A 24,726-nucleotide genomic window follows, 5' to 3' on the forward strand; every position below is an offset into this window, starting at 1 on the left:
TCCGAGACTTCCCATGAGCAATTTCTTCGAGGAGCAGGTGCTCAGCGTCCATCACTGGACCGACCGCCTGTTCAGTTTCACCACCACCCGCGACCCCGGCTTCCGCTTCCGCACCGGGGAATTCACCATGATCGGCCTGAAGGTGGACGGGCGGCCGCTGCTGCGCGCATATTCGGTGGTGAGCCCGGCCTGGGCAGAGACGCTGGAATTCTTCTCCATCAAGGTGCCGAACGGGCCCCTCACCTCGCGGCTCCAGCACATCAAGGTGGGCGATGCCATAACGGTGGGCCGCAAGGCCACCGGCACGCTGGTGATGGACAATCTTCTGCCGGGCAAGACCCTCTACCTCCTCGGCACGGGTACGGGCCTTGCGCCCTTCCTCTCGGTGATCCGTGATCCGGAAACCTATGAGCGGTTCGAGAAGGTGGTGCTCGTCCACGGCTGCCGGCACGTGGCGGACCTCGCCTATGAGGAACTCATCACGCAGGAACTCCCCGCCCACGAATTCCTCGGCGAGGAGATCGCGGCCAAGCTGCTCTATTACCCGACCGTGACGCGCGAGCCCTTCCGCAACACCGGGCGCATCTCCACCCTGCTGGACAGCGGCAAGCTTTGCGCGGATGTCGGCCTGCCGCCGCTCGATGCCGCGACCGACCGGGTGATGATCTGCGGCTCGCCGGCCATGATGGTGGATTTGAAGACGCTGCTGGAATCGCGCGGCTTCGCCGAGGGCTCGGGCAGCGAGCCGGGGCATTTCGTGATCGAAAAGGCGTTCGCAGAACGGTGAAATCCACCCCGCGCCCGGTTTTCAGCGGCCCGGCGCGGGCGTAAACTTCATATGCCTACAAACAGAAAGGCGCGCGTCGCCGCGCCCCCTCCGGAGACGAGAGCATGGCCCACGACGCGCCAACCGGTCCCGCCGGCCCCACCAAGCTGGTGATCCGCAACATCGGCCTCCTCCTCAGCGGCGACCTGTCGAAGCCCATTCTCGACGCCGACACCGTGGTGGCCGAGGACGGACGCATCACCGCCATCGGCCGCGAGAAGGATGTGGACACCGAGGGCGCGACGACCCTCATCGACGCCAACGGCACCACCCTTACCCCCGGCCTCATCGACAGCCACGTCCACCCCGTGGCGGGCGACTGGACGCCCCGCCAGAGCCAGATCAACTGGATCGATTCCTCCCTTCATGGCGGCGTCACCACCATGATCTCGGCCGGCGAGGTGCATTATCCCGGCCGCGCCCGCGACGTGGTGGGCGTGAAAGCCCTCGCCATCACCGCCCAGCGCGCCTTCTCGGCATTCCGCCCCTCCGGTGTGAAGGTGCATGCGGGCGCCCCGGTCATCGAGAACGAGATGACCGAGGACGATTTCAAGGAACTGGCCGCGGCCGGCGTGAAGCTGCTCGGCGAGGTCGGCCTCGGCGGTGTGAAGGATGGCCCCACCGCCCGCAAGATGGTGGGGTGGGCACGTAAGTACGGCATCCAGTCCACCATTCACACCGGCGGCCCCTCCATCCCCGGCTCAGGCCTCATCGACAAGGATGTGGTGCTGGAAGCGGACACGGACGTTGTGGGTCACATCAATGGCGGCCACACCGCGCTGCCGGACAACCAGATCCGCTGCATCTGCGAGGGCTGCAAGCGCGGGCTGGAGATCGTTCATAACGGCAACGAGCGCTCGGCGCTCTACACGCTGCGCCTCGCTCGCGAGCTGGGCGAGCTGCAGCGCGTCATCCTCGGCACGGACGGGCCGGCGGGCTCCGGCGTCCAGCCGCTCGGCATCCTGCGCATGGTGTCCATGCTGTCCTCGCTCGGCGAACTGCCGGCGGAAGAGGCCTTCTGCCTCGCCACCGGCAACACGGCGCGCATGCGGGCGCTCGATTCCGGCTTGATCGAGGTGGGACGCGCGGCGGATTTCGTGCTGATGGACAAGGCGCAGCATTCACCCGGCACCACGCTCCTGGACAGCGTGCGCCTCGGCGACCTGCCGGGCGTGTGCATGACCATCATCGACGGCATCGTGCGCACCCAGCGCTCGCGCAACACCCCTCCGGCCACCCGCATGCCAATTGTCGTGAAGGGCTGAGGCACTCACACCACGGGCGGCACCGGGTTCGGCCGCAGCACCAGCAACACGCCGGCGAGCACGAGCGCGATGCCGCCGGCGGAGACCAGCGTCCAGTGGTATCCCTCGAACACGGTCGAGATGGCGAGCGCCACCAGCGGGAACACCACCGTGCCGTAGCCGGCGCGGTTGGCCCCGATCCGCCGCACCAGCATGTTGTAGACGGCAAAGCCCGCCAGCGTCTGGACGATGATGAGGCAGGCGAGGGAACCCACATAGACGGGGCTCCAGTCGAACCTGAACGGCACGCCGTGGACGAGGGCGATCCCCAGCAGCACAACCATGCCGTAGAAGAAGCCCCAGGTGGTCAGCGAGGCAATGGGATATTGCCGCCGCCCGGCAATGCCGGTGAGGAGGCTGCCGACCGAGAAGAAGAAGGTGCCGGCAAGCCCCAGCGCCAGCCCCTCCCCGGCCCCGTCGATGCCCTTTCCTTCCACAAGGCTCGGGCCGAACACCAGCGCCAGCCCCACCACCCCGGCCAGCGCCCCGCCAAGAATCTGCCGGCGCAGCGGCACGCGCAGGAACAGTGCGGAGAGCACGGGGATGGTGATGGCGGAGAGCGCGAAGATCACCGAGAGCAGCCCCGAGGGCAGGTGATAGCCGGCATAGTAGAAGCTGACGAAATTGAGCGAGAACAGAGTCGCGCCGAGCCCCGCGAACAGCACGTGGTCACGCCAGCCGAAGGCGAGCCGTCCGCCCGTGACGAGCACGAAGCCCAGCATCACCGACCCGGCCACCGCGAAGCGCCAGACGCCCGAGACCTCCGGCGCCACCACGCCGAGCTGTAGCTTCAACGGTAGCCAGCCCGTGCCGAAAATGAGCACGCAGACCGCATAGAGCAGAAGCTCGCGCGGGCCGAGCGGTCCGTCGGTGCGGGGCGGTGGGGCATGCATGGAGGGGAATCCGGAGGGTAACGCACCCTATGCGGTCACCCTCCCCCCGGCAACACGCAGCGGGCGCGCGACCAGCCTGAGCGGTGCCGCAGCAGGGACTGGAAGATCAGCGCCTGAGCGACCCGGCGCGGGCCGATGCCCAGCCATGATCCTGGCGCATGGCAGCCCCGCGCCAAGCAATGCGTCGCCGGGACGTAGGGGAGACGGGATCAGTAGGCGAGCGCGTCGAACGCGGGCTCCACCGAGCCGTTCCAGGGGCCGTGGTACAGCTCCAGCAGCTCTTCCGCCGGCACGCGGCCGGTGAGCAGGGTCTGCTCCAGCGGCTCGAGGAAACGCGTCTCGTCCCGCCCCAACCGGTCGTGGAAGCCCCGCCGCTTGAGGCCCGCCTGCGAGAGCTTGAGGACATCCTTCGCCACGTCCCGCAGCGCCCGGCCGTGGATTTCCGCCTTGAGGGCGAGGCGGGGCACGTCGTCCCGCAGCGCCTGGCGCTCCTCGGCGGTCCAGTCCTTCACCAGATCCCACGCGGCATCGAGGCTCTGCTGGTCATAGAGCAGGCCCACCCAGAAGGCCGGCAGTGCGCAGAGGTTGATGGAAGGGCCGGCGTCCGCCCCGCGCATTTCCAGGAAGCGCTTCAGCCGGACCTCGGGAAAGATGGTGGAGAGGTGGTTGATCCAGTCGGAGAGCGTCGCCGTCTCGCCCGGAAGCAGGGGATGTCGGCCGGCGAGAAGATCGCGGAAGGAGGTGCCGGCCACGTCCACGTAATGGTCGCCACGCTTCACGAAATACATGGGCACGTCGAGGGCGTAGTCCACATAACGCTCGAAGCCAAAACCCTCCTCGAAGGCGAAGGGCAACATGCCGGAGCGGGCATTGTCCGTGTCACGCCAGATCTCGGAGCGGAACGAGAGGAAGCCGTTGGGCTTGCCCTCGGTGAAGGGCGAGTTGGCGAAGAGGGCGGTGGCCACCGGCTGAAGCGCGAGGCCCACCCGCATCTTCTTCACCATGTCGGCTTCGGAGGAGAAGTCGAGGTTCACCTGCACGGTGCAGGTGCGGAACATCATGTCGAGGCCCAGCGTGCCGACCTTCGGCATGTAGTTCGCCATGATCTTGTAACGGCCCTTGGGCATCACCGGCGTCTCGGAGCGCGACCACTTGGGGCTCATGCCGATGGCGAGGAAGCCGATGCCGAGCGGCGTCGCCACTTCCCGAACCTGGGCGAGGTGGGCGTTCAGCTCCGAGCAGGTCTCGTGGATGGTGCGCAGCGGCGCGCCGGACAGCTCGAACTGCCCGCCCGGCTCCAGCGAGATGGCCCCGCCGCCGGTGACATCCGCGAGGCCGATGATGGTCTCGCCCTCCATGATCGGCTCCCAACCGAGCAGGGAGCGCATGCCTTCCAGGAGCTTGCGGATGCCCTTCGGCCCCTCGTAGGGCACGGGCTCGTGGCGGCCCATGGTGAAGGGGATTTTCTCGTGCTCCGTGCCGATCCGGAAGGACCGCTCGGGTTTCGCGCCCTCTTCCATCCAGGCGACGAGTTCGCCGCGGTCGGAAATCGGGGTCGCGTCGAGCGTGTCGCGGGCCATCAGGAAGCTCTTCAAGCGGAGGGGCGCGCGACCATACACGGCACCTCGGTCAAGGCAAGCGCGTGGGGGTCGGTGCCGACGGGGGCGGGAAAGGCGGGACTTCAGGCGGTGGGGCCGGCCACCTCCCGCGCGCCGCACCGCGCAGAAGGAAGGCCAAGGTTCCGGTCAGATGGTGACGGGATTTGCTTTCGCAACCGCGTCGAAGGCCTGGAGGGTGGTAATAAGCTCCTCCAGCTTCGCCAGCGGCACCATGTTCGGCCCGTCGGAGGGCGCCTTGTCCGGATCCGGATGGGTCTCGATGAACACGGCGGCGACGCCAACGGCCACCGCTGCGCGGGCCAGAACCGGCACGAACTCGCGCTGCCCCCCGGACGAGGTGCCCTGCCCCCCAGGCTGCTGCACCGAATGGGTGGCGTCGAACACCACCGGCGCGCCCGTGGTCTTGGCGAGGATCGGCAGGCCGCGCATGTCCGACACGAGGGTATTGTAGCCGAAGGAGACGCCCCGCTCCGTCACCAGCACCCGGCCGTTGCCGGCACCGGTGAGCTTGTTGACCACGTTCGCCATGTCCCACGGCGCGAGGAACTGGCCCTTCTTCACATTCACCACCCGGCCGGTGCGGGCGGCGGCGACGAGAAGGTCGGTCTGGCGGCAGAGGAAGGCGGGAATCTGCAACACGTCCACCACCTCGGCGGCAGCGGCGCACTGGTCGATCTCGTGGATGTCGGTGAGCACCGGCAGGCCGAGGCTCTCCTTGATCTCACCGAATACCGGCAAGGCCGCCCGGAGCCCGAGGCCGCGGGCGGCGGAAAGCGACGTGCGGTTCGCCTTGTCGAAGGAGGTCTTGAAGACGAGGCCGATGTTGCGGCGCGTCGCGATCTCCTTGAGCGCCGAGGCGACCTCCAGCGCGTGGGCACGGCTTTCCATCTGGCAGGGGCCGGCAATCAGCGTCAGCGGCAGGGCATTGCCGAAGCGCACGGGGCCGGCCTCGACGATGCTCTGCGGGGCGACGGGCGGCGGTGCGGCGGTCATGGGCGATCCCTCGACGGCTCAAGGCGCCCAACCGACTGACCGGACGAACCCATAAGCCTCAGAATGAATTCAGCTTTCCGACCGCGGCATGGGGCGACGCGGCCGGAGCGCGCCCTTGATAGAGCATTTTCCCCGTTTCGCTAAATCGCGAATGCGCGCGGTCCGGCGCTGCAAGCAGGCCGGACCGCGCAAAGGCCGATCAGCACCGGCCGTCAGGGCGTGACCAGCTTGAGGCCGACGATGCCGGCGGCGATCAGGCCGATGGAGGCGAGGCGCAGCAGATCGGTCGATTCGGAGAAGAACAGGATGCCGGCGACCGCCGTCCCCACCGTGCCGATGCCCGCCCACACGGCGTAGGCCGTGCCGATGGGGATGCCCCGGAGTGCGAGGGACAGGAGCAGCAGGCTCACGCCGATGGCGCCGAGCGTGAAGAGGCTCGGCCAGAGCCGCGTGAACCCTTCCGATTGCTTCATTCCGATGGCCCACGCGATTTCAGTGAGGCCGGCGATGAACAGATAGACCCATGCCATGGGCAGACACCACGAGTGGCGGGGTCGTCCCCGCCGCGCGTTGAGAAAGGAGCACGGTCGTCCGTGCCCGGGGCGGAGGCCTCCGCCCGAACCGATGTAATATGTTTTTCCTGATAGTGAAACTGACGCTTCAGCCCGGCGTCACCTCGAACACCAGCGTGGCACCCAGCGCCGCGCGAGGGGGCACGACGACGATGCCCTCGATGGCCTCTTCCACCATGCGGCGGGCGGCGAGCGAGCGGCGCAGCTCCGGCGCGCCGGGGGTGGAGAAGCGGATCGCCGCGATGCGCAGGCCGCTTCCCTCCGCGCCCGGCGCCGGGACGCCATAGCGGTCGGTGAACAGCTGGCGGGACATGACGTCGATGGAGCCGCGCGGGGTCTGAGCCACGAACCAGGCATCGAGCGCGCGCTGGACCGGGCAGCCGGAGAAGGTTTCCAGAAACTTCTGATGCTCGGCCGGCGCATCGGCCACCAGCACCACGCCGGCGACGCCCGTCACCTGGTTGGAATGGCGCTGGAGGTCGGTGGACCAGAAATTCTCGGGATTGAGCTGGGTGCAGGAAAAGGCGCCGAAGTCCGGGCTGGCCGGCTCGCGCGCGAAGGCGAGGCGGAAGCCCACATCCACTTCCTGCCCGTCCGGCCGGCGCGCCTTGCGGGCGAAGTCGAAGATGTCGAATCCGCCGAAGCCATCGGCATCGAAGGCCGCCTTCTCGTGGGATGCGTCCGAGCCTTCCAGCACCAGCATGGACAGGCCTTCGCCGACGCGGGCGAGGAAATCCTGATTGAACGCGCCGAAGGAGAAGGCCTCGCCCTGGGCGGCCGGAATCTTCTCCGGCTCCACGATCTGCAACAGCTCGATGAAGAAGCCGGGCGTCTGGATGATCCGGTTTTCGGTGCCCCACGGGTGCCTGTTGCGGGCCCCCACGGTGAAGCCCAGGAGATCGTAGATTTCACCGGCCGCGTCGAGATCGCGAACGAGATGCACCACGTGGTCGAGGCCGCGTCGCATGGCTTCTCCTCTCATCGGCGCCCCATCGCGCGGCCCGAAAGGCCACGCGGCGCGGCGGCGACGTCATGGGAAGGAACGCAACGGCTGAGGGGCCGCGCGTCGCTCTGTCGAACGGGCATCCCCCCGGCGGCCCGGCCGGAGCTTAGTGCGAATTGCCGCGACGTGGCTACCGCCCGGGGCGAGAAATCCCCTGACGAAGCGTAAGCGCGATCGAGGAAACGGCCGGCTCAGACCAGCCGGCTCTGATCCTTGGCTGCACCGATAAAGGAAGCGAACAACGGGTGCGGCTCGAACGGGCGCGACTTCAGCTCCGGGTGGAACTGCACGCCGATGAACCACGGGTGCTCCGGATATTCGACGATCTCCGGCAACAGCCCGTCCGGCGACATGCCGGAGAACTTCAGCCCGTGCTGCTCCAGCCGGTCGCGATAGGCGGTGTTCACCTCGTAGCGGTGGCGGTGGCGCTCGGAAATGTCGCGCCGGCCATAGACGCCCTCCACCTTGGTATTCGGCTCCAGCACCGCATGATACGCCCCGAGACGCATCGTGCCGCCGAGGTCGCCGGCCGCATTGCGCCGCTCCAGCTCGTTGCCGCGCAACCATTCGGTGAGCAGGCCCACCACCGGCTCGGAGGTGGCGCCGAACTCGGTGGAATTGGCCTTCTCGATGCCCGCGAGGTTCCGCGCCGCCTCGATCACCGCCATCTGCATGCCGAAGCAGATGCCGAAATAGGGCACCTGCCGCTCGCGGGCGAACTGGGCCGCGCGAATCTTGCCCTCGGCGCCGCGCTGGCCGAAGCCGCCGGGCACGAGGATGCCGTGGACATGCTCAAGGAAAGGCGCGGGGTCCTCGCGCTCGAAGGTCTCGCTCTCGATCCAGTCGAGATTGACCTTCACCTTGTTGGCGATGCCGCCGTGCGCCAGCGCCTCGATCAGCGACTTGTAGGCGTCCTTCAGCCCCGTGTACTTGCCGACGATGGCGATGGTGACCTCGCCCTCGGGGTTGCGCACGCGGGTTTCGATGTCGGTCCAGCGCTTGAGGTTGGGCGCGGGGGCCGGCTCGATGTTGAAGGCGGCCAGCACTTCCTTGTCGAGGCCCTCCGCATGGTAGGCTGAGGGGACGGCGTAGATGTTGTCCACGTCCCGCGCCTCGATCACCGCCGTCTCTCGCACGTTGCAGAACAGCGAGAGCTTGCGGCGCTCCTCGCGCGGGATTTCGCGGTCGGTGCGGCAGAGCAGGATGTCCGGCTGGATGCCGATGGAGCGCAGCTCCTTCACCGAATGCTGGGTCGGCTTGGTCTTCAGCTCACCGGCCGAAGGGATGTACGGCATCAGGGTGAGGTGGATGAAGATGGCGTGGCCGCGGGGCAGCTCGTTCTTGAGCTGGCGGGTGGCCTCGAAGAAGGGCAGGCCCTCGATGTCGCCCACCGTACCGCCCACCTCGATCAGCACGAAATCGAAGCCCTCGTTGCCTTCCAGCACGAAGTCCTTGATCGCGTTGGTGACGTGGGGAATCACCTGGATGGTGGCGCCGAGGTAATCGCCGCGGCGCTCCTTGCTCAGGATGTCCTGATAGATGCGGCCCGTGGTGATATTGTCCTGCTTGGTCGCCGGATGGCCGGTGAACCGCTCGTAGTGGCCGAGATCGAGGTCCGTCTCGGCCCCGTCGTCGGTCACGAACACCTCGCCGTGCTGATACGGGCTCATGGTGCCCGGATCGACGTTCAGGTAGGGGTCGAGCTTGCGCAGGCGGACGGTGTATCCGCGCGCCTGGAGAAGAGCGCCGAGTGCTGCGGAGGCGAGGCCCTTGCCCAGGGAAGACACGACGCCGCCGGTGATGAAGATGTAGCGCGCCATGGGCCTCGACCTTACCTCGTGCAAACGCGATTCGGCGAGGCGAAGCCGGGTCCGGCCTCGCCTCGCCTGTGGAGAAGAAACGGCGCGGCCGAAGCCGCGTCGCGTCAATGGATCACTTAAACAGGATCACTTGGACTGCGGAACCTGCGGACCGGACGGTGCCGCGGGCGCGGCCGGAGCAGCCTCACCCTGAGGGGCAGCGGTGCCCTGCGGGGCAGCCGGCGCCTGCTGGCGCAGCTGGTCGAGAATGGAGCCGCCGCTCTGCGGCACCTGCGGTCCGCCCTGATTTTGCTGGGCCGGCGGCAGGATCGAGCGCGGGGCACGCCCCCAGCCGGCGACGATGGTCAGCGCCAGCGAGGTGATGAAGAAGATCAGCGCGAGAATCGCGGTGGCGCGGGTAAGCACGTTGGCCGTGCCACGCGCGGTAAAGAAGCCGCCGCCCGAACCGCCGCCGCCCCCGCCGATGCCGAGACCGCCGCCTTCCGAGCGCTGGATGAGCACCACGCCGATCAGCGCGAGCACCACCATCAGGTGAATTACGATGAGAACCGTCTGCATGGAATCCATCATGTTCGCGCCAGAGCGGTGCCCCGGCGCGCAGGTCGCGGGTTCCCTACACGATCGGGCGCCGGGAGGGAAGAGCGGGAGGGTGGCGGCTCACGCACACCTGCCCTTCGCCGGCTACTGGATGTGGTCCAGGGGAGCCAGGAGTCGCTTCTGCAGCTGGAACGCCAGCTTGGGCAGGTTCTCCTGCATCCAGCGCTGGGCGTCCTGCTGCTCGTCCCGCACCAGCATGGCGTCCGGGTGCGCGCGCGCATTCTGCCGCACGAGGACCAGCGTTCCGAGATAGACCACATCTCCGGCGCGCAGCCGGACCTTCTTGTCGTCCGGCACCCGGGTGTGCCCGTTCGGGGAATGCAGCACCTGATAGGCATAGCCGTCGGGCCGGACCATGGTCTTGCGTTCCACCGGCCCGCCATTGGGCCCATAAAGGCCGGGCGGCAGCGTGGTTACGCCCCAGCCGATCTCGGTCTCCTTGCCGGTCTGGCGCAGCAGCACGGGACGCAGCAGGTCGATGGTATCGTCCCGCACGCTCGCGGAACTCGGAATGCCGAGGCGCTCCCCATCGGGCTGCTCGAACACCGCCCGGACTACGACAACCGCCGCTCCCTCGGCCTTCAGGCGATCCGGGTCCACATCCTTCAGGTGCTCCGGCGTCACCTCGAGCCAATAGCTCAGGGGCTTGTCGCGTCGCGTGCGGGCGATGGCCGCTTCGACAGGATTCTGAACCGCTCCGGGCGTTGGAGACAGGGTCGCGCCCCCTTCGGCGGCGCGTGCGGGGGCGCCACCCGCCGAAAGACAACCCAGCACTGCGGCCAGCAACACCCGTGACGCAAGACGTGGCATCGGCGGCTTCCCCCGTTTCGGAGAAGCCTACAGGAGGTTGCATCGCCCCTGGGATGCGTGTCCCAGCGGAAGCGGGAGCGATGCCCGGCGACTGTGCTCCCGCCGCCACAACCGCTCTTACTCGATCACCAGCAGCACCGCCGAGGCCACAGCAATCACCCACACCGCCCCGCTGATGCGCCGCCAGCGGCCGGCCATGAGGTTCACCGCCACATAGGTGATGAAGCCAAGGCCGATGCCGGTGGCGATGGAGAAGGTGAAGACCACCGCCAGCGCCGTCGCGGCGGCGGGGAAGGCTTCGGCCGCATCGTCCCAGGGCAGGTCGCCCATGGCGCCGATCATGGCGAGAGCAACCACCAGCAGCGCCGGCGCGGTGGCATATCCCGGCACCGCCAGCGCCAGAGGTGCGAACAAGAGGCAGGCGAGGAACATCAGCGCCACCACCACGGCGGTGAGGCCGGTGCGTCCGCCCGCCTCGATGCCGGCGGCGCTCTCGATATAGGACGTGAGCGTGGAGGTGCCGAGGGCCGAGCCGACAATGGCGCCGCCCGAATCGGCGATCAGCACCCGGCCGAGGCGCGGCACGGAGCCGTCCTCCCGCATCAGCCCGCCCTTGTAGAGGGTGGCGATGAGCGTGCCCATGTTGTCCAGGAGCACGAGCAGGAAAAGCGCTGCGATCACCCCGGTCATGGAAAGGCGCAGCACGCCCGCGATGTCGAGTTGGAGCAGCGTCGGTGCCAGCGAGGGCGGGGCCGAGACGATGCCGGAGAAGGAGACGAGGCCGAACGGCACGCCGGCCAGCGTCGCCGCCGCGATCCCGATGAGGATCGCCCCCGGCACGCCCCGCGCCGCAAGGCCGCTCATGAGCAGAAAGCCGCCGCAGGCGATGAAGGTGGAGGGCGTGGAGAGGTTGCCGAGCGCCACCAGCGTCACCGGGCTCGCCACCACCACACCCATGCCCTTGAGGCCCAGGAGGGCGAGGAACAGGCCGATGCCCGTGCCCATGCCGAGCTTCAGCGACATGGGAATGGAGCTGAGCAGCCATTCCCGCACCTTGAACAGGCTGAGCGCGAGGAACAGCACGCCGGAGACGAACACCGCCCCCAGCGCCTGCTGCCAGGGCACGCCCATGCCGAGCACCACGGTGAAGGTGAAATAGGCGTTGATGCCCATGGCCGGCGCGACGGCGATGGGATAGTTCGCGATGATCCCCATCATCGCCGAGCCGAACGCCGCCGAGAGGCAGGTTGCGGTGAAGGCCGCCCCGGCATCGATGCCCGCCTGCGCCATGATCTGCGGGTTCACCACCACGATGTAGGCCATGGTGAGGAAGGTCGTGATGCCCGCCACCACCTCGGTCGGAATGGTGGTGCCGTGCGCCTCCAGCTGGAAGACGCGCTCGATCAGTCCGCGCATGTGAAGCTGCCCTGCCCTATCCGGACAGAGGCTAGCAGCAACGTTGGCTCTGCGCAGGCGCTAATGCAGGGCCTTCAATGCAGGTCCCTCAATGCAGGTCCTTCGTGTAGACGAATTTCGGCATGCTCCAGCCGAAGCGCAGCGCCAGCAGGCGCAGGGTCAGGCCGGCGGCCATGGCGATGGCCATGGTGAGGGGCTGCGGCAGTCCGGCCAGCGGCCCGGCCACGTAGAGCAGCCCCGTGAGGATCGAAACCGTCGCATAAAGTTCGGCGCGGAACAGCAGCGGCACCTCGTTGCACAGCACGTCCCGCAGCACGCCGCCGACGCAGCCGGTAATCATGCCCGCCGCTATCACCACGATGACCGGCAGGCCGAGACCTATGGCCACGTTGCAGCCGATGACGGTGAACACCACGAGGCCCACCGCATCGAGAAACAGGAACACCTGCCGCAGATGATCCATGACACGGGCGAGGAAGACGGTGCCCAGCGCCGCTCCGCCGGTGACGATGAGGTAGGAGGGGTGCGCGACCCATGAAAGCGGGTAGTTGCCGAGTAGAACGTCCCGCACCGAGCCGCCGCCCAGCGCAGTGACGCAGCCGAGCAGGAACACGCCCACCCAGTCCATCTCCCGCCGGCCCGCCGCAAGGGCCGCCGTCATGGCCTCGGCCACGATGGCGACCAGATAGAGGATGTGGAGCAGGGTCTGCGGCGTGATGTCGAAAGTCAGGATCGGCCCCCGCGCAAAAACGCCGCCTGCCCCGGCAGGGACAGGCGGCTTTGGTTTCCTCCCCGGCGAACCGGGATGGTTCAGTGGCCCAGCACCGCCAGCAGCAGCAGCGCGACGATGTTGGTGATCTTGATCATCGGGTTCACGGCGGGGCCCGCCGTGTCCTTGTAGGGATCGCCCACGGTGTCGCCGGTGACGGAGGCCTTGTGGGCCTCCGAGCCCTTCATGTGGCGCACGCCATCCTTATCCACGAAGCCGTCCTCGAACGACTTCTTGGCATTGTCCCAGGCGCCGCCGCCCGAGGTCATGGAGATGGCGACGAACAGGCCGGTGACGATGACGCCGAGCAGCATCGCGCCCACCGCCGAGAAGGCCGCCGACTTGCCTGCCACGCCGCCGCCCGCCACGAAGTAGATGACGAAATAGACGACGATGGGCGAGAGCACCGGCAGCAGCGAGGGGATGATCATCTCCTTGATGGCTGCCTTGGTCAGCATGTCCACGGCGCGGGAATAGTCCGGCTTCTCGGTGCCGGCCATGATGCCCGGCTTTTCGCGGAACTGACGGCGCACCTCCTCCACGATCGCGCCGGCCGCCCGGCCCACGGCGGTCATGCCCATGGCGCCGAAGAGGTAGGGCAGAAGGCCGCCGAACAGCAGGCCCACCACCACATAGGGGTTCTCCAGCGAGAAGTTCGGCGTGACCCCGGCGAAGTAGGAGCCGGGCGCCGCCTGCGAGATGAAGAACTTGAGGTCCTGGTTGTAGGCGGCGAACAGCACCAGCGCGCCGAGGCCGGCGGAGCCGATGGCGTAGCCCTTTGTCACCGCCTTGGTGGTGTTGCCCACCGCGTCGAGGGCGTCGGTGGACTGGCGCACCTCCTTGGGCAGGCCCGCCATCTCGGCGATGCCGCCGGCATTGTCCGTCACCGGGCCGAAGGCATCGAGGGCCACGATCATGCCGGCGACGCCGAGCATGGTGGTGGCGGCGATGGCGATGCCGAACAGGCCGGCGAGGCCATAGGCACACAGGATGCCGGCGATGATGACGATGGTCGGCAGCGCCGTCGATTCCAGCGAGACGGCAAGGCCCTGGATGATGTTGGTGCCGTGCCCCGTCACCGAGGCCTGGGCGATGGACACCACCGGGCGATAGCCGGTGCCGGTGTAATATTCGGTGATGACGACGATGGCGCCGGTCACCGCGAGGCCGACGAGGCCGCACAGGAACAGGCTCGTGCCCGAATAGGCCGCGCCCTGGATCGGGCCGAAGCCCGGCAGCAGCCACGTCACCACGGCAAGGGCGATGATGGAGAAGCCCGCCGTGGCCGCGAGGCCCTTGTAGAGCGCGCCCATGATGGAGGAGTTCGCCCCCAGCCGCACGAAATAGGTGCCGGCGATGGAGGTGAGGATGCACGCCCCGCCGATCGCCAGCGGATAGACGATCATGGTGGCGAGCGTCGCCGGCGTCGCGGCGAAGAAGATGGCCGCCAGTACCATGGTGGCGACCACGGTCACCGCATAGGTCTCGAACAGGTCGGCCGCCATGCCGGCGCAGTCGCCGACGTTGTCGCCCACGTTATCGGCGATGGTGGCCGGGTTGCGCGGGTCGTCCTCGGGAATGCCGGCTTCCACCTTGCCGACGAGGTCGCCGCCCACGTCCGCGCCTTTGGTGAAGATGCCGCCGCCGAGACGGGCGAAGATGGAGATGAGCGAGGCGCCGAAGCCCAGCGCCACCAGCGCATCCACCACCGTGCGGCTGTTCGGCGCGAAACCGAGGAAGCCGGTGAGGATGAGGTAGTAGACGCTGACGCCCAGCAGCGCGAGGCCGGCCACCAGAAGCCCGGTGACGGCGCCCGCCTTGAAGGCGAGGTCGAGGCCACCAGCGAGCGAGAGCGTCGCCGCCTGCGCGGTGCGCACGTTGGCGCGGACCGACACGTTCATGCCGATGAAGCCAGCGAGACCGGAGAGGATGGCACCGAGCGCGAAGCCGATGGCCACCAGCCAGCCGAGAAACACGCCGACGAGGATGAAGATGACGGCACCGACGATGCCGATGGTGGTGTATTGCCGGCGCAAATAGGCCTGCGCGCCTTCAGCGATGGCGGATGCGATCTCCTGCATCCTGGCGGTTCCCGGGTCCGCCTCCATCAACCCTTTGATCGTCCATACGCCGTACGCCACGGCCAAGAGGCCGCAGACGATGATGAGCACCAGAGCCAGCATCTATCCCACCCTCACTCGTTTCCTGCCAATTATGTTTATGGGAGGAGTGTGAGGGGTGCCGTGGGCCATCGCAAGGGGCGTTTGGGCAAAGGGTCGCACCTTGTGGCGGTTTCATGAGACCGTCGGCGCTCGTGCGGCTGCTGGTAGCCCGCCGCTCTGCGCTCCCTGATATGGCGGGGCTGGTCCCGGCCATCCACGTGGTTAGGCCGGGAATGGCTAATGAATAGCTGATCCGTCGGACCGACGGATGCCCGGCACAAGACCGGGTATGAAAGTAGATTAGGCCTACGGGCTGGCGTTTCCGGCGTCAGCCGCCCCCTCACCGCGTCGGCGGCGTTCCGGTGGAATCGCGGAACTCGAAGATCTTGCGCAGGAAGCCCGGCGCCACGGCCGAGATGGGGTTGATGCGCAGGGTGGGGCCCGTGGACAGGGGGCCGACCACCTCGAACGTCACACCCACCAGGCCTTCGTTGGGCCCGCCGCCGAGAAACAGGCCGATCACCGGCAGCTTGGAGAAGATGTTGTTGAGCGCATAGGCCGGCACGAACGTGCCGCGCATGTTGATGCGGTCGGCTGCGAAATCCAGCGAGCCGTCGAAGGTGGCGCCCACGGAGGGGCCCCAGATGGCGCCCTCCTTGAACACGATCTTGCCGGTGGAGCGGGAGAACTGGGTCTGTGCCTTCTCGAAGGCCGCCGTGCCGTTCTCGATGCGGCCGGAGCTGTCGCGGGCCGCGCTGGAAAGGCGTTCGAGGCCCGGCTCGCCCTTGATGGAGAAGTTGCTCAGGTGCAGCACGCCCTCCTGCGGCGTGTTGTCGCTCCGCGGCGGATCGACGATGAGCCACGCCTCGCCGCCCTGCATCTTGGCGTAGATGTCGAGAAACCGGAACAGCGCGCCGGCATCGGAGGTGGTGATCTGGAGTGCCCGCTCGCGTCCCTGCCAGGTGCGCATCTCGCCGGCGACCGTGCCGTCCCGGCCGGTCTTCGCCGTGAGCGTGAAATCCCGCATCTCGACACCGCGCCGGGTGGTGGAGAGATCGAACTGGCGCAGCACCTCGCCATTGTTGCCGGTGAGCGCACCGATGCGGGCCTCCACGTCCACGTCCTGCGACTTGCGCTTGTCGGTGGGGGGGCCGCTGACGAGGCTCTTCATGATGCCGCGGGCATCCATCACCTCGCCGGTGATGCGGATCTTCAGCACGGAGCCGACCCGCTCCGCCTTGGCCGAAGCCTTGTCGCCGTCGGAGAGCTGGAAGGTCGGGAAACTCGCGCCCAGGAGATCGCCGCTGTCGGCCAGCTCGATGTTGCCCTTGAGCAGCGTTCCGGACCCGTCGATCACCATCTCGTCCAGGCGGATGGAGCTGCCCTTGTCGTTCACCGTGAAGCGCGCCTTGAGCGGCTTGCCGGCGGGCTTGCTGAGGCCGGGGATGAGATCGGCGATCCGGGCCTGGGTCAGGTCCGATTCGATGCTGGCCCGCGTGTCCTTGTTGTTGGTGGTGCCCACGAGGCGCACGCTAACCGGCCCGCTCACGCCCGGCACGTCCACGCCCAGCTTGCCGCGGGCGGCGTCGTCCAGCGTGGCGGAGACGCGGATGTCCGAATCGGCCGCGTCCTTCTTCTTCTCGTACTCGAAGGCGAGCGGCGCCCCGGCGAGCTTGCCCTCGCCGCGCAGCACGATGCCGGCGGGCGAGGCGAACGCCTTCACCGTCGCGCCCTCGAGCCTCTGGCCCTTGAACACCTTGTCCACGCCGAAGTCGGTGAGGTTCGCCTCCAGCGAATAGTCGAGATCCTCCGGCAGCGGCACCTTTCGGAAGATCATGTTCACTTGCAGCAGCGCCGAAAGGCGGCCGCGCGTGGTGGAGGGATCGAAGGCGGTGCCCTGGGGGCCTTTCAGCGGCTCCATGCCCAGCACCTCGATGCCGGCGTCCGCGGGGCCGTTGAAGTTCACCCGGATCTGCGCAGAGGGCTCGCGCGGGAAATAGTCTGGGATGAGCATCACGCCGTCGCTCACCGCGATCTTGCGGTTCTGCGGCGTCACCACCGTGCCGTCCGGCATGGTGATGCGCACCGAGCGGCCGGTGACGAGGATCGCGAGGCTGGAATTGGTGATGGGCGGCAGGCCCTTGACGGGGCGCAGCGTCACACCCTTGCCGGAGATGGTGAAGCGCACGCCGTCCTCGGGCAACGGCACCTGCTTCTGGCCGATGAGGTCGAGCGGCAGCTTCACCGCGACGGAGATGCCCTCGGCCGTGCCGCCGGACACGTTCTCCACCGCGAACTGGCGGGCGGGGGGTGCGATGTTGACCGGCCAGAAGCGCTTCACCGTCGCCACCGGCATGGGAGAGGCGACGCCGTCGAACTTCAGGTAGGGGACCGCCACGCCGAAATCGAAAAGGGCGGTGAAGCTGAAGCTCGCGGTCGAGGCACCGAGCAGGCCCTCCTCCACGACGATCTGGCGGCTAGGCGGATCATACCGGCCGGATACGTCCACCTTGGTGATGACGAGGGGCGGCTCGGGCATTTCCGGGCCCTGAAGCACCACGCGCTTGGGCCCGATCTGGAACGGCCAGGGCTCCTGGGCCTTCGCGGGAACCTTGATCTCGCCGGCCAGCTCGATGACGTTCTGGCTCTTCACCGCCTCGATGGGCGCGAGCACGATGACCCGGCGCGCCACGTCCAGCGTGGCGGCGATGCGCGCGTGGTCGATGACGAAACGTTCCTCCGGGTCCTCGCCATTGCCGAGGGCGCCGGCGCCGAAGTCCAGGCTCGCCTCGGCCGACGTCAGCGTGCCGTCGAGGTCGAGTCGGGCGGCGAAGGCCGCGTTGAGCGGGGTATCGATGTAGAAGCGCCGCTGGTCCTGCACGAAGGCCTGCAGCAGGTCGCGGGTCGACACGTTCTTGATGGAGACGTCGATGGCGCGCTGGCCGCCCTGGGCAGCGCTGATGCGCGCGACGGCGGTGGCGACGCCCTGCGGCGACTGGGTGGTGAAGGTGAGCACGGCCCCGCCCCCGGCCGGACGGGCCAGCCGGACGCTGATGTGCTGGAAGACGATGCGGTGCCCGGCCCCCTCGTTCTCAACGATAACGGTGCCGTCCTTGAGGCCGACGTCCGCCAGCGCCCCGCCGTCGAAGCCGGCGGTCTCGAGATCGGACATCCAGCGGGCGAGCGCGACCGGCTTGAGCGGATCGATATCCCCTGCGGCAGCGGCGGCGGCCGAAGGTTGCGGGCTCTGGCCGGACGCGGCCGGCGGAGCATCCGCAGCAGCTTGCGGCGCCGGGATTGAAGTCGCCCCCGTGCGGGCGGAGGCGCTCGCCGGAATGGCCTTGGCGCCGCGGCCGGTGGCCACCGCCACCTGCCCGGTGGGGGCGATGCGCACGGTCATCTCCGCGCCCACCAGATCGATGCGCCGCGCCTTCGGCATCAGAGAAAGGAGCGAGCCTTCCAGCTCCACTTCGGCGCTGGGCGCGCTGGCGACCAACTGCCCGTCCGGGCCGGTGACGCGGATATCATGGACCACCACGGCGGTGGCGCCCTGCCCCACCGTCTCCATGGTGGTGGCGCCGATGCTCACCTTGTGGCCGCCGCCGATGCGCTCTTCCAGCGCCCGCTCGATGTAGGGCGTGGCGAGGTTGGCCGTGACCATGCCGGTGGCGATGAGGACATAGAGCGTGACGGCGGCGAGGCCGCCGAGCGCGATGAGGACGAGGCACAGGCCGGTGAACAGGCGCGCGGCACGGCTGCGCGGGGTAAGCGCGCCGACAATGCCCCGGAAGCGGGACCGCTTTGGCTCGCGCCGCGCCCCCGCCGGCCTCTCCTGCCGAAACTCCATACCGTCTGGACCTTCCCTCTACCGCTTCGGCCGTTTCCGGCCGTTTCGTCCGCAACCCGGCGATGGTCCCGCGGTGCCCTCCGGAAGGCGGATCGATTCGCCTCCGGCCCGCAAAAAGTGACCCTAACCTGCCCTTGTCTCGTAAAGATGAGGTGGATCAACTCCCTTGATGATACCATCTGGCCCAAGAACGCGGCCATCTTGTGGGCTTGCATTTGAGCAGCCCCGTATGGCGCCGAACACGTCGAAAGGAAGGCGGAATGTCCAGTTTCCCGGAGGTTGGCGCCAAGGCGCCCGCTTTCTCGCTGACCCGTGATGGGGGCGGCACCGTTTCATTGAAGGATTTCAAGGGCCGCAAGCTGGTGGTCTATTTCTACCCCAAGGCTGACACGCCCGGCTGCACCAAGGAAGCCATCGCCTTCAACGGCCTGAAGGCCGACTTCGCCGCCGCCGACACGGACATCCTCGGCGTCTCGGCCGACGAGGTGAAGGCGCAGGACAAGTTCCGCGACAAGTACAGCCTCGGATTCGCGCTGGGCTCCGACCCGGACAAGGCCATGCTGGAGGCCTATGGCGTGTGGGTCGAGAAGAGCATGTATGGGCGCAAGTACATGGGTGTCGAACGCGCCACCGTCCTCATCGGCCGCGACGGCAAGGTGGCCAAGACCTGGCCCAAGGTGAAGGTGGACGGCCACGCCGCCGAGGTGCTCAAGGCGGCACAAGAGCTGGGCTGAGCCCGGCCGGGGAAGCGGACATGCCGCTCCCCTACCCCGCCGCCACCACGTTCTGCGGCAGGATGAAGGGCCCCGGCGGGGCGATGCCGATTCGCAGGCGGATGCCGAAGGCCTCCGCCAGAACCGCCTCGGTCAGCACCTCCGCCACCGGCCCGGCCGCGCGCACCTGCCCGCCCGCCAGCATGACGATCTCGTCCGCCACCATGGCGGCGAGGTTGAGGTCGTGCAGCACGGCCAGCACACCCCCGCCCGCATCCGCATGGGCGCGGGCGATGTTGAGCACGGTGAGCTGGTGGGCAAGGTCGAGGCTGGCGGTGGGCTCGTCCAGGAAGAGGTAGCCGGGAACGTCCGGCTTCCCCGCGTCCAGCTGGGCGAGGATGCGGGCGAGCTGCACGCGCTGCCGCTCGCCGCCTGACAGGCTGTCATAGCGCCGATCCGCGAAGCCGGGCAGGTCCACCCGCGCCAGCAGGCGGAGGATGCGGGCGCGGTCATGCCCCTCCCCTGTCATGAGGCCGGCGGCGATGACCTCGGCGGCGGTGAAGGGAAACGCCACCTCCGCCGCCTGCGGCAGCACCGCCCGGCGCCGCGCCAGCTCCAGCGGGCGCATGGCGTGGATGGACACGCCGTCCAGCGTCACCCGCCCGGTCGCGAGCCGGTGCTCGCCGGACATGGCCTTAAGGAGGGTCGACTTGCCGGCGCCATTCGGCCCCACCAGCACGGTGACCCGCCCCGGCCGTACGCAGATGCTTGCCGCATCCACGAGGCGGCGGCCGGAAGCGGTGACGGTGACATTCTCTGCGCGATACATGCTCACCCCACGAACGCGCGGCGCTTCAGCAGCAGCCACAGGAAGAAGGGGGCGCCAACCAGAGCGGTGACCACACCCAGCGGCAGTTCGGCCGGCGCCGCGATCATGCGGGCGAGGATGTCCGCCCCGAGCAGCACCGCCACGCCGAGCAGGGCCGAGGCCGGCACCAGCGCGCGATGGGACGGACCGATGACCAGCCGCGCCAAATGCGGCACCACCAGCCCGACGAAGCCCACGACCCCCGTCGCCGCTACTGCCGCACCCACCCCCGCCGCGACGGCGACGACGGCGGTGCGCTTCAGCCGCTCCACCGAAACGCCGGCGTGAAAGGCCTCCGCCTCGCCCAGCGCCAGCGCATCGAGCCCGCGCGCAAGGCCGACGGCGATGGCCAGCAGCCCCAGCACGAACGGCGAGGCGAGCGCCGCCTTCATCCAGGTCGCGCCGCCGAGGCTGCCGAGGGTCCAGAACAGGAAGTCCCGCGTCTGCTGCTCGGAGGCGAGGAACACCATCACGCCCGTGCCCGCGCTCGCCAGCGCGCCCAAGGCAAGGCCGGCGAAGAGGAGCGTCGCCACCGAGGTGCGCCCGTCATGCTCCGCGAGCCGCGCGATGACGAGGGTGGTGACGAGCCCGCCCGCGAAGGCGGCGAGGGGCAGCCCCACCACCTGCAGCGGCTGGGGCAGCAAGGCGACGAGCGGCGCGCCGAACACGACGAAGGCCACCGCCGCCAGCGCCGCGCCCGGCGCCACGCCCACGAGGCTGGGATCGGCCAGGGGATTGCGGAACACACCCTGCATCAACGCCCCCGCCACCGCCATGCCCGCGCCGGCGAGCGCGCCGACGATGGCGCGGGGCAGGCGCACGTCCAGCACCACGATGCGCTCGCGCAAGGCACCAGCGGGCGTGGCCCCGCTGATCCATTCCCACAGCACGGCGAACACCCGTCCCGGCGCGATCGTGAAGGGGCCGATGGCGAGCGCGCCCACGAAAGCTGCAACGGCCAGCACCGCGAACAGGGCCAGCCCCGCCGTCACCGGACGCCCGCGCGTTCCCGCCTCCGCCGTGGCCATCACAACGCCTTCCATGCTCATTGGTCCGGCTCCGCGCTCCAGGGCCGGGGCGGCAGCTCCGGCAGCATGGCGCCCGGATGCAGCGCAGCCGCGAGATCGCGCGCCGCGCGCGGGGTGCGGGGGCCGAAGCCCAGCAGATAGGAGCCCGGCAGCGCCACCAGCCGTTTGTCCCGTGCGGCGGGTGTTCCGGCGAAGGCGGGCAGCGCGAAGACGGTGGCGGCATCGAGAACCTGCCCGCCGCCGCGCATCACCACCACCGCCTCCGGCTCCGCCGACATGGCGGCCTCGTCCAGCGCCGGCTTGAAGCCCTTGATCTCAGCCATGGCATTGGTGAGGCCCGCGAGTTTCAGGATGGCGTCGGCGCTGGTGTCCGAGCCGCCCACCACCGCCGCCCCGCCCGAGGCGGAGAGCACGAACACCGCGCGCGGCCGCTCCGGCAGCGCCTTCACCATGGCGTCGAGGGCAGCGAAATCGTCCGACACCTCGGCGGCGAGTGCCTTGCCTTTCTCCTCCGCGCCCACCGCCTTGGCCACCGCCGCGATCTTGCGCAGCACGGCCTCCCGGTCGTGCCCGTCCGGGATGATGACGACCGGCACCGAAGCCTGCTTCAGCACCTCCATGGTGGAGGGAGGGCCGGCGCCTTCCATGGCGAGGATCAGCGTCGGCCCCACCGAGAGCACGCCCTCCGGCGACAAGGCCCGGGCATAGCCCACATCCGGCAAAGCGCGGGCGGCGGCGGGATAGCGGCTGGTCTGGTCCACCGCCACCACGCGATCCCCGAGGCCGAGCGCGAACAGGATCTCGGTGACCGCCCCACCGATGGAGACGATGCGCGGCTGCGCTGCCCCTTGCGGCTGGGCCGCCGCGCCCCGGGGCGCCAGGCCGGTGACGCCAACAAGGACAGCGACGACCGCGCCAAGGACGGCTCGATGCGCCGCAACGTGGCACGCACGGATAGCTTTCTGAACCTGGGGCAGCATGGAATTAGAGCAACTCCATTTTCTCATGGCGAGTCTTCATTCGAGCAATTCGTCTTTATTTTATTTATTCTAATATCGATCCGGGACTTATTTAAGTGCCAGGAACGCAACAATCTCTGACGTTATTTCAGTTCATTGGCAAGTTAGATGTATTCTTCTTGACGCATCTATGGCGCAACGGTAGCCAAGTTGTGTCAGGCAGACGCCTGTTCAGGCAGCACGCCTGCGGCCCGCCACGTCCCCGGCTTCCGGTTCGACGCCAGCCAGCCTCCGAACATCAGCCGGGAGAGGATCATGGCGGGAGAACCGCAGCGCATGGCCGTGTTCAAGGGCGAAGGGCATCGCCGGGGGAAAGAGGCGCTGCTCGCGGGGGTGGCGCTTTGCGCCGTGCTGATGGCCACACCGCTCAATGCCCAGAGCGCGCCGGAAGCTGGCGCAACCGACGACACGACGACGATCTCCCTCGACACCATCACGGTCGCCGCGAGCCTCTCCGAGGAGCGCGCCATCGATGCCCTCGCCGCCATCAGCGTGGTGCGGCCGGACGATCTCGAACAGCTGATGCCGTCGCGCACGCAGGACGTGTTCTTCGGCATGCCGGGCACCACCGTCATCCAGAACGGCAACTCCACGCAGGCCTCCATCAACATCCGTGGCATGGAGGATTACGGCCGCGTCGCAGTGTTCGTCGACGGCGCGCGGCAGAACTTCACCCAGCTTGGCCACGGCACGGGCGCAGGCTCGTTCTTCCTCGAGCCGGGACTGCTGGCGGGCGTGGACGTGGTGCGCGGCCCGGTCGCCAACATCTACGGCTCGGGCGCCATCGGCGGCGTGGTCACCTTCCGCACCAAGGACGCCAACGACATCATCAGGCCGGGCCAGACCTGGGGCGTGGAATCCGCCGGCGAATTCGGCTCGAACGGACCGATGGGCTACGCTGCCCTGTTCGCGGCGGCGAAGGTGAACCCGAACATCGACCTGTTCTTCGGCGGCACCTATCGCTCGCAGGGCGACTATACGGACGGCGACGGCAACGTGGTGCCCGGCACCGGCTCGGACATCTGGACCGGCATCGCCAAACTCACCTTCCGGCCGGCGGACCATCACGAGGTGAAGATCACCGGCCTCAACTATGATGCCGACTACACCACCTACAACGCCGCGCTGGTGAACAACGACATCCCGGCCGGCTCCACCCAATACGGCACCACCGTTCTCAACCAGACGCTGACGGCGAGCTGGAACTACACCAATCCTGATGACAACGTGTTCGACTGGCGCAGCCAGATCTACTGGAACCGCGTGAAGCAGAGCCAGTTGAAGGTGGCGGGCACGCCCAGCTCCATCACCGGCTCCATTGGCGATCCGCGCTATTTTACCATCGACACGCTGGGCTTCGACCTCAACAACACGTCCCGCTTCACCTTCGCGGACATCCGCAACGCCATCACCATCGGCGGCGACTATTTCCACGACGACGTGGACAATATCGACAATTACGGCTTCGGCGACGGCTACAACCCCTCCGGCGAGCGCGGCGTGGGCGGTGCCTTCATTCAGTGGAAGGCCAATTATTCCACCTGGTTCGAGGCCATCGGCGCGCTGCGCTACGACACCTACAATCTGAGCGGCGACGGCGTTTCCACCAGCGGCGACCACCTCTCGCCCAAGATCACCGTGGGCCTCACGCCTTGGCAGTGGGTGACGCTCTACGGCACCTTCGCGGAAGGCTATCGCGCCCCGGCGGTGACCGAGACGCTGGTGAACGGCGCGCACCCGCCGAACATCCCGCTCGTCTTCTGCCCGGACGGCAGCTACGGCGTGTTCTGCTTCGTGCCGAACCCGTATCTCAAGCCCGAAATCGGCAAGAACAAGGAAGTCGGCCTTAATCTCAGGTTCGACGACATCTTCACCAAGGGCGACAAGTTCCGTGCCAAGGCGAACGTCTACCAGAACGACGTGGAGGACTACATCGAGCTGGTGGGTTACGACAAGACGATCTACGGCACCTACGCCAATTACCAGTACCAGAACATCGCCAATGCCCGCCTGCGCGGCTTCGAGTTCGAGAGCAATTACGACGCGGGCCTCTGGTTCGCCGGGTTCAACGCCACCGTGTCGGATGGCGAGAACACCAACAACGGCCAGCCCCTCGCCAACGTGATGCCGAACAACATCGCGGCGACGCTCGGTGCCCGCTTCTTTGAGAACAAGCTCACCGTCTCGGTGCGCTGGCAGTGGGTGGCAGCTAAGACCGCGGCGGACCTGCCATCCGACTCGCCTTATGAGCCGACGCCGAGCTTCAACCTCGTGAACCTCTATCTCGGCTACCAGCCGGACCCCAACGTGCTGGCCCAGCTCTCCGTTGAGAACCTCTTCAACGAGCAGTACGTTCAGTACCAGCAGTTCCTGCCGAGCGCCGGCATCACCGCGAAGGCCGGCCTCAAGTTCAAGATCGGCGCCGACACCATCGCGGCGGCGACGCCCTATCCGGTGAAATAGCCGG

General features: G+C 68.2%; 19 protein-coding genes. 4 read left to right on the top strand and 15 right to left on the bottom strand.

Annotated features, from left to right (window positions below; translation table 11 throughout):
* Window positions 1-13: 13 nt before the first annotated feature.
* Entirely contained in the window at window positions 14-787 is a 774-nt protein-coding gene (locus ACT54R_RS12160; protein WP_476326653.1) for a ferredoxin--NADP reductase, read from the top strand.
* Between the two features lie 104 nt (window positions 788-891).
* A complete protein-coding gene (locus ACT54R_RS12165; RefSeq protein ID WP_476326655.1) occupies window positions 892-2,091 on the top strand; it encodes an amidohydrolase family protein in 1,200 nt (399 codons plus the stop codon).
* 5 nt (window positions 2,092-2,096) lie between these two features.
* Here ACT54R_RS12165 and ACT54R_RS12170 read toward each other — a convergent pair whose 3' ends face one another.
* The 12 genes from ACT54R_RS12170 to ACT54R_RS12225 form a co-directional block, all read right to left on the bottom strand.
* Entirely contained in the window at window positions 2,097-3,023 is a 927-nt protein-coding gene (locus tag ACT54R_RS12170) for a DMT family transporter (RefSeq protein ID WP_476326657.1), read from the bottom strand.
* A gap of 209 nt (window positions 3,024-3,232) precedes the next feature.
* On the bottom strand, window positions 3,233-4,603 hold the full coding sequence (locus tag ACT54R_RS12175) for a glutamate--cysteine ligase (protein ID WP_476326659.1): 1,371 nt from the start codon (window positions 4,601-4,603) through the stop codon (window positions 3,233-3,235).
* Window positions 4,604-4,768: 165 nt separating this feature from the next.
* Window positions 4,769-5,635 carry a 3-deoxy-8-phosphooctulonate synthase gene (kdsA, locus tag ACT54R_RS12180; protein WP_476326661.1) on the bottom strand — a complete coding sequence of 289 codons (867 nt, stop codon included), beginning with the start codon at window positions 5,633-5,635 and terminating at the stop codon, window positions 4,769-4,771.
* Window positions 5,636-5,847: 212 nt separating this feature from the next.
* Window positions 5,848-6,165: a DMT family transporter gene (locus tag ACT54R_RS12185; RefSeq protein WP_029558400.1), complete on the bottom strand. Its 318-nt coding sequence runs from the start codon at window positions 6,163-6,165 to the stop codon at window positions 5,848-5,850.
* A gap of 130 nt (window positions 6,166-6,295) precedes the next feature.
* The gene (locus ACT54R_RS12190; protein WP_476326663.1) at window positions 6,296-7,174 is read right to left on the bottom strand and encodes a VOC family protein; all 879 of its coding nucleotides are present in this window, start codon (window positions 7,172-7,174) and stop codon (window positions 6,296-6,298) included.
* 227 nt (window positions 7,175-7,401) lie between these two features.
* Window positions 7,402-9,030, bottom strand: a complete 1,629-nt coding sequence (locus ACT54R_RS12195; RefSeq protein WP_168456973.1) for a CTP synthase — start codon at window positions 9,028-9,030, stop codon at window positions 7,402-7,404.
* A 126-nt stretch (window positions 9,031-9,156) separates the two neighbouring features.
* The gene (gene secG / locus ACT54R_RS12200) at window positions 9,157-9,588 is read right to left on the bottom strand and encodes a preprotein translocase subunit SecG (protein ID WP_168456972.1); all 432 of its coding nucleotides are present in this window, start codon (window positions 9,586-9,588) and stop codon (window positions 9,157-9,159) included.
* 123 nt (window positions 9,589-9,711) lie between these two features.
* The gene (locus tag ACT54R_RS12205) at window positions 9,712-10,437 is read right to left on the bottom strand and encodes a hypothetical protein (protein WP_476326665.1); all 726 of its coding nucleotides are present in this window, start codon (window positions 10,435-10,437) and stop codon (window positions 9,712-9,714) included.
* 117 nt (window positions 10,438-10,554) lie between these two features.
* Window positions 10,555-11,853, bottom strand: a complete 1,299-nt coding sequence (locus ACT54R_RS12210) for an NCS2 family permease (protein WP_476326667.1) — start codon at window positions 11,851-11,853, stop codon at window positions 10,555-10,557.
* 88 nt (window positions 11,854-11,941) lie between these two features.
* Window positions 11,942-12,583: a trimeric intracellular cation channel family protein gene (locus ACT54R_RS12215; RefSeq protein ID WP_476329166.1), complete on the bottom strand. Its 642-nt coding sequence runs from the start codon at window positions 12,581-12,583 to the stop codon at window positions 11,942-11,944.
* Between the two features lie 80 nt (window positions 12,584-12,663).
* Complete coding sequence (locus ACT54R_RS12220) at window positions 12,664-14,805, bottom strand: sodium-translocating pyrophosphatase (protein ID WP_476326669.1); 2,142 nt, start codon at window positions 14,803-14,805, stop codon at window positions 12,664-12,666.
* A gap of 319 nt (window positions 14,806-15,124) precedes the next feature.
* Window positions 15,125-18,631 (bottom strand): DUF3971 domain-containing protein, encoded by a 3,507-nt coding sequence (locus ACT54R_RS12225; protein WP_476326671.1) that lies wholly within the window; start codon window positions 18,629-18,631, stop codon window positions 15,125-15,127.
* A 260-nt stretch (window positions 18,632-18,891) separates the two neighbouring features.
* Between ACT54R_RS12225 and ACT54R_RS12230 the strand changes: the two genes are divergently transcribed.
* Window positions 18,892-19,365, top strand: a complete 474-nt coding sequence (locus ACT54R_RS12230; protein WP_168456966.1) for a peroxiredoxin family protein — start codon at window positions 18,892-18,894, stop codon at window positions 19,363-19,365.
* A 31-nt stretch (window positions 19,366-19,396) separates the two neighbouring features.
* Here the strand turns inward: ACT54R_RS12230 and ACT54R_RS12235 are convergent, their stop codons facing one another.
* From ACT54R_RS12235 to ACT54R_RS12245, 3 genes are read right to left on the bottom strand one after another with little or no spacing between them, the layout of a single operon-like run.
* On the bottom strand, window positions 19,397-20,173 hold the full coding sequence (locus ACT54R_RS12235; protein ID WP_476326674.1) for a heme ABC transporter ATP-binding protein: 777 nt from the start codon (window positions 20,171-20,173) through the stop codon (window positions 19,397-19,399).
* 2 nt (window positions 20,174-20,175) lie between these two features.
* Window positions 20,176-21,261: a FecCD family ABC transporter permease gene (locus tag ACT54R_RS12240; RefSeq protein WP_476326676.1), complete on the bottom strand. Its 1,086-nt coding sequence runs from the start codon at window positions 21,259-21,261 to the stop codon at window positions 20,176-20,178.
* On the bottom strand, window positions 21,258-22,220 hold the full coding sequence (locus ACT54R_RS12245; protein WP_476326678.1) for a heme/hemin ABC transporter substrate-binding protein: 963 nt from the start codon (window positions 22,218-22,220) through the stop codon (window positions 21,258-21,260). Before ACT54R_RS12245 ends, ACT54R_RS12240 begins: the two co-directional genes overlap by 4 nt.
* A gap of 294 nt (window positions 22,221-22,514) precedes the next feature.
* On the opposite strand from ACT54R_RS12245, the gene ACT54R_RS12250 reads away from it, so the two are divergent.
* Window positions 22,515-24,722 (top strand): TonB-dependent hemoglobin/transferrin/lactoferrin family receptor, encoded by a 2,208-nt coding sequence (locus ACT54R_RS12250; RefSeq protein WP_476326680.1) that lies wholly within the window; start codon window positions 22,515-22,517, stop codon window positions 24,720-24,722.
* Window positions 24,723-24,726: the final 4 nt, after the last annotated feature.

Source organism: Xanthobacter sp. DMC47 (genome assembly GCF_056313845.1).

Coding starts and splice junctions, on each gene's coding strand:
- ACT54R_RS12160 (WP_476326653.1), top strand. CDS start 14: ATGAGCAATTTCTTCGAGGAGCAGGTGCTCAGCGTCCATCACTGGACC.
- ACT54R_RS12165 (WP_476326655.1), top strand. CDS start 892: ATGGCCCACGACGCGCCAACCGGTCCCGCCGGCCCCACCAAGCTGGTG.
- ACT54R_RS12170 (WP_476326657.1), bottom strand. CDS start 3,023: ATGCATGCCCCACCGCCCCGCACCGACGGACCGCTCGGCCCGCGCGAG.
- ACT54R_RS12175 (WP_476326659.1), bottom strand. CDS start 4,603: ATGGCCCGCGACACGCTCGACGCGACCCCGATTTCCGACCGCGGCGAA.
- kdsA (WP_476326661.1), bottom strand. CDS start 5,635: ATGACCGCCGCACCGCCGCCCGTCGCCCCGCAGAGCATCGTCGAGGCC.
- ACT54R_RS12185 (WP_029558400.1), bottom strand. CDS start 6,165: ATGGCATGGGTCTATCTGTTCATCGCCGGCCTCACTGAAATCGCGTGG.
- ACT54R_RS12190 (WP_476326663.1), bottom strand. CDS start 7,174: ATGCGACGCGGCCTCGACCACGTGGTGCATCTCGTTCGCGATCTCGAC.
- ACT54R_RS12195 (WP_168456973.1), bottom strand. CDS start 9,030: ATGGCGCGCTACATCTTCATCACCGGCGGCGTCGTGTCTTCCCTGGGC.
- secG (WP_168456972.1), bottom strand. CDS start 9,588: ATGCAGACGGTTCTCATCGTAATTCACCTGATGGTGGTGCTCGCGCTG.
- ACT54R_RS12205 (WP_476326665.1), bottom strand. CDS start 10,437: ATGCCACGTCTTGCGTCACGGGTGTTGCTGGCCGCAGTGCTGGGTTGT.
- ACT54R_RS12210 (WP_476326667.1), bottom strand. CDS start 11,853: ATGCGCGGACTGATCGAGCGCGTCTTCCAGCTGGAGGCGCACGGCACC.
- ACT54R_RS12220 (WP_476326669.1), bottom strand. CDS start 14,805: ATGCTGGCTCTGGTGCTCATCATCGTCTGCGGCCTCTTGGCCGTGGCG.
- ACT54R_RS12225 (WP_476326671.1), bottom strand. CDS start 18,631: ATGGAGTTTCGGCAGGAGAGGCCGGCGGGGGCGCGGCGCGAGCCAAAG.
- ACT54R_RS12230 (WP_168456966.1), top strand. CDS start 18,892: ATGTCCAGTTTCCCGGAGGTTGGCGCCAAGGCGCCCGCTTTCTCGCTG.
- ACT54R_RS12235 (WP_476326674.1), bottom strand. CDS start 20,173: ATGTATCGCGCAGAGAATGTCACCGTCACCGCTTCCGGCCGCCGCCTC.
- ACT54R_RS12240 (WP_476326676.1), bottom strand. CDS start 21,261: ATGAGCATGGAAGGCGTTGTGATGGCCACGGCGGAGGCGGGAACGCGC.
- ACT54R_RS12245 (WP_476326678.1), bottom strand. CDS start 22,220: ATGCTGCCCCAGGTTCAGAAAGCTATCCGTGCGTGCCACGTTGCGGCG.
- ACT54R_RS12250 (WP_476326680.1), top strand. CDS start 22,515: ATGGCGGGAGAACCGCAGCGCATGGCCGTGTTCAAGGGCGAAGGGCAT.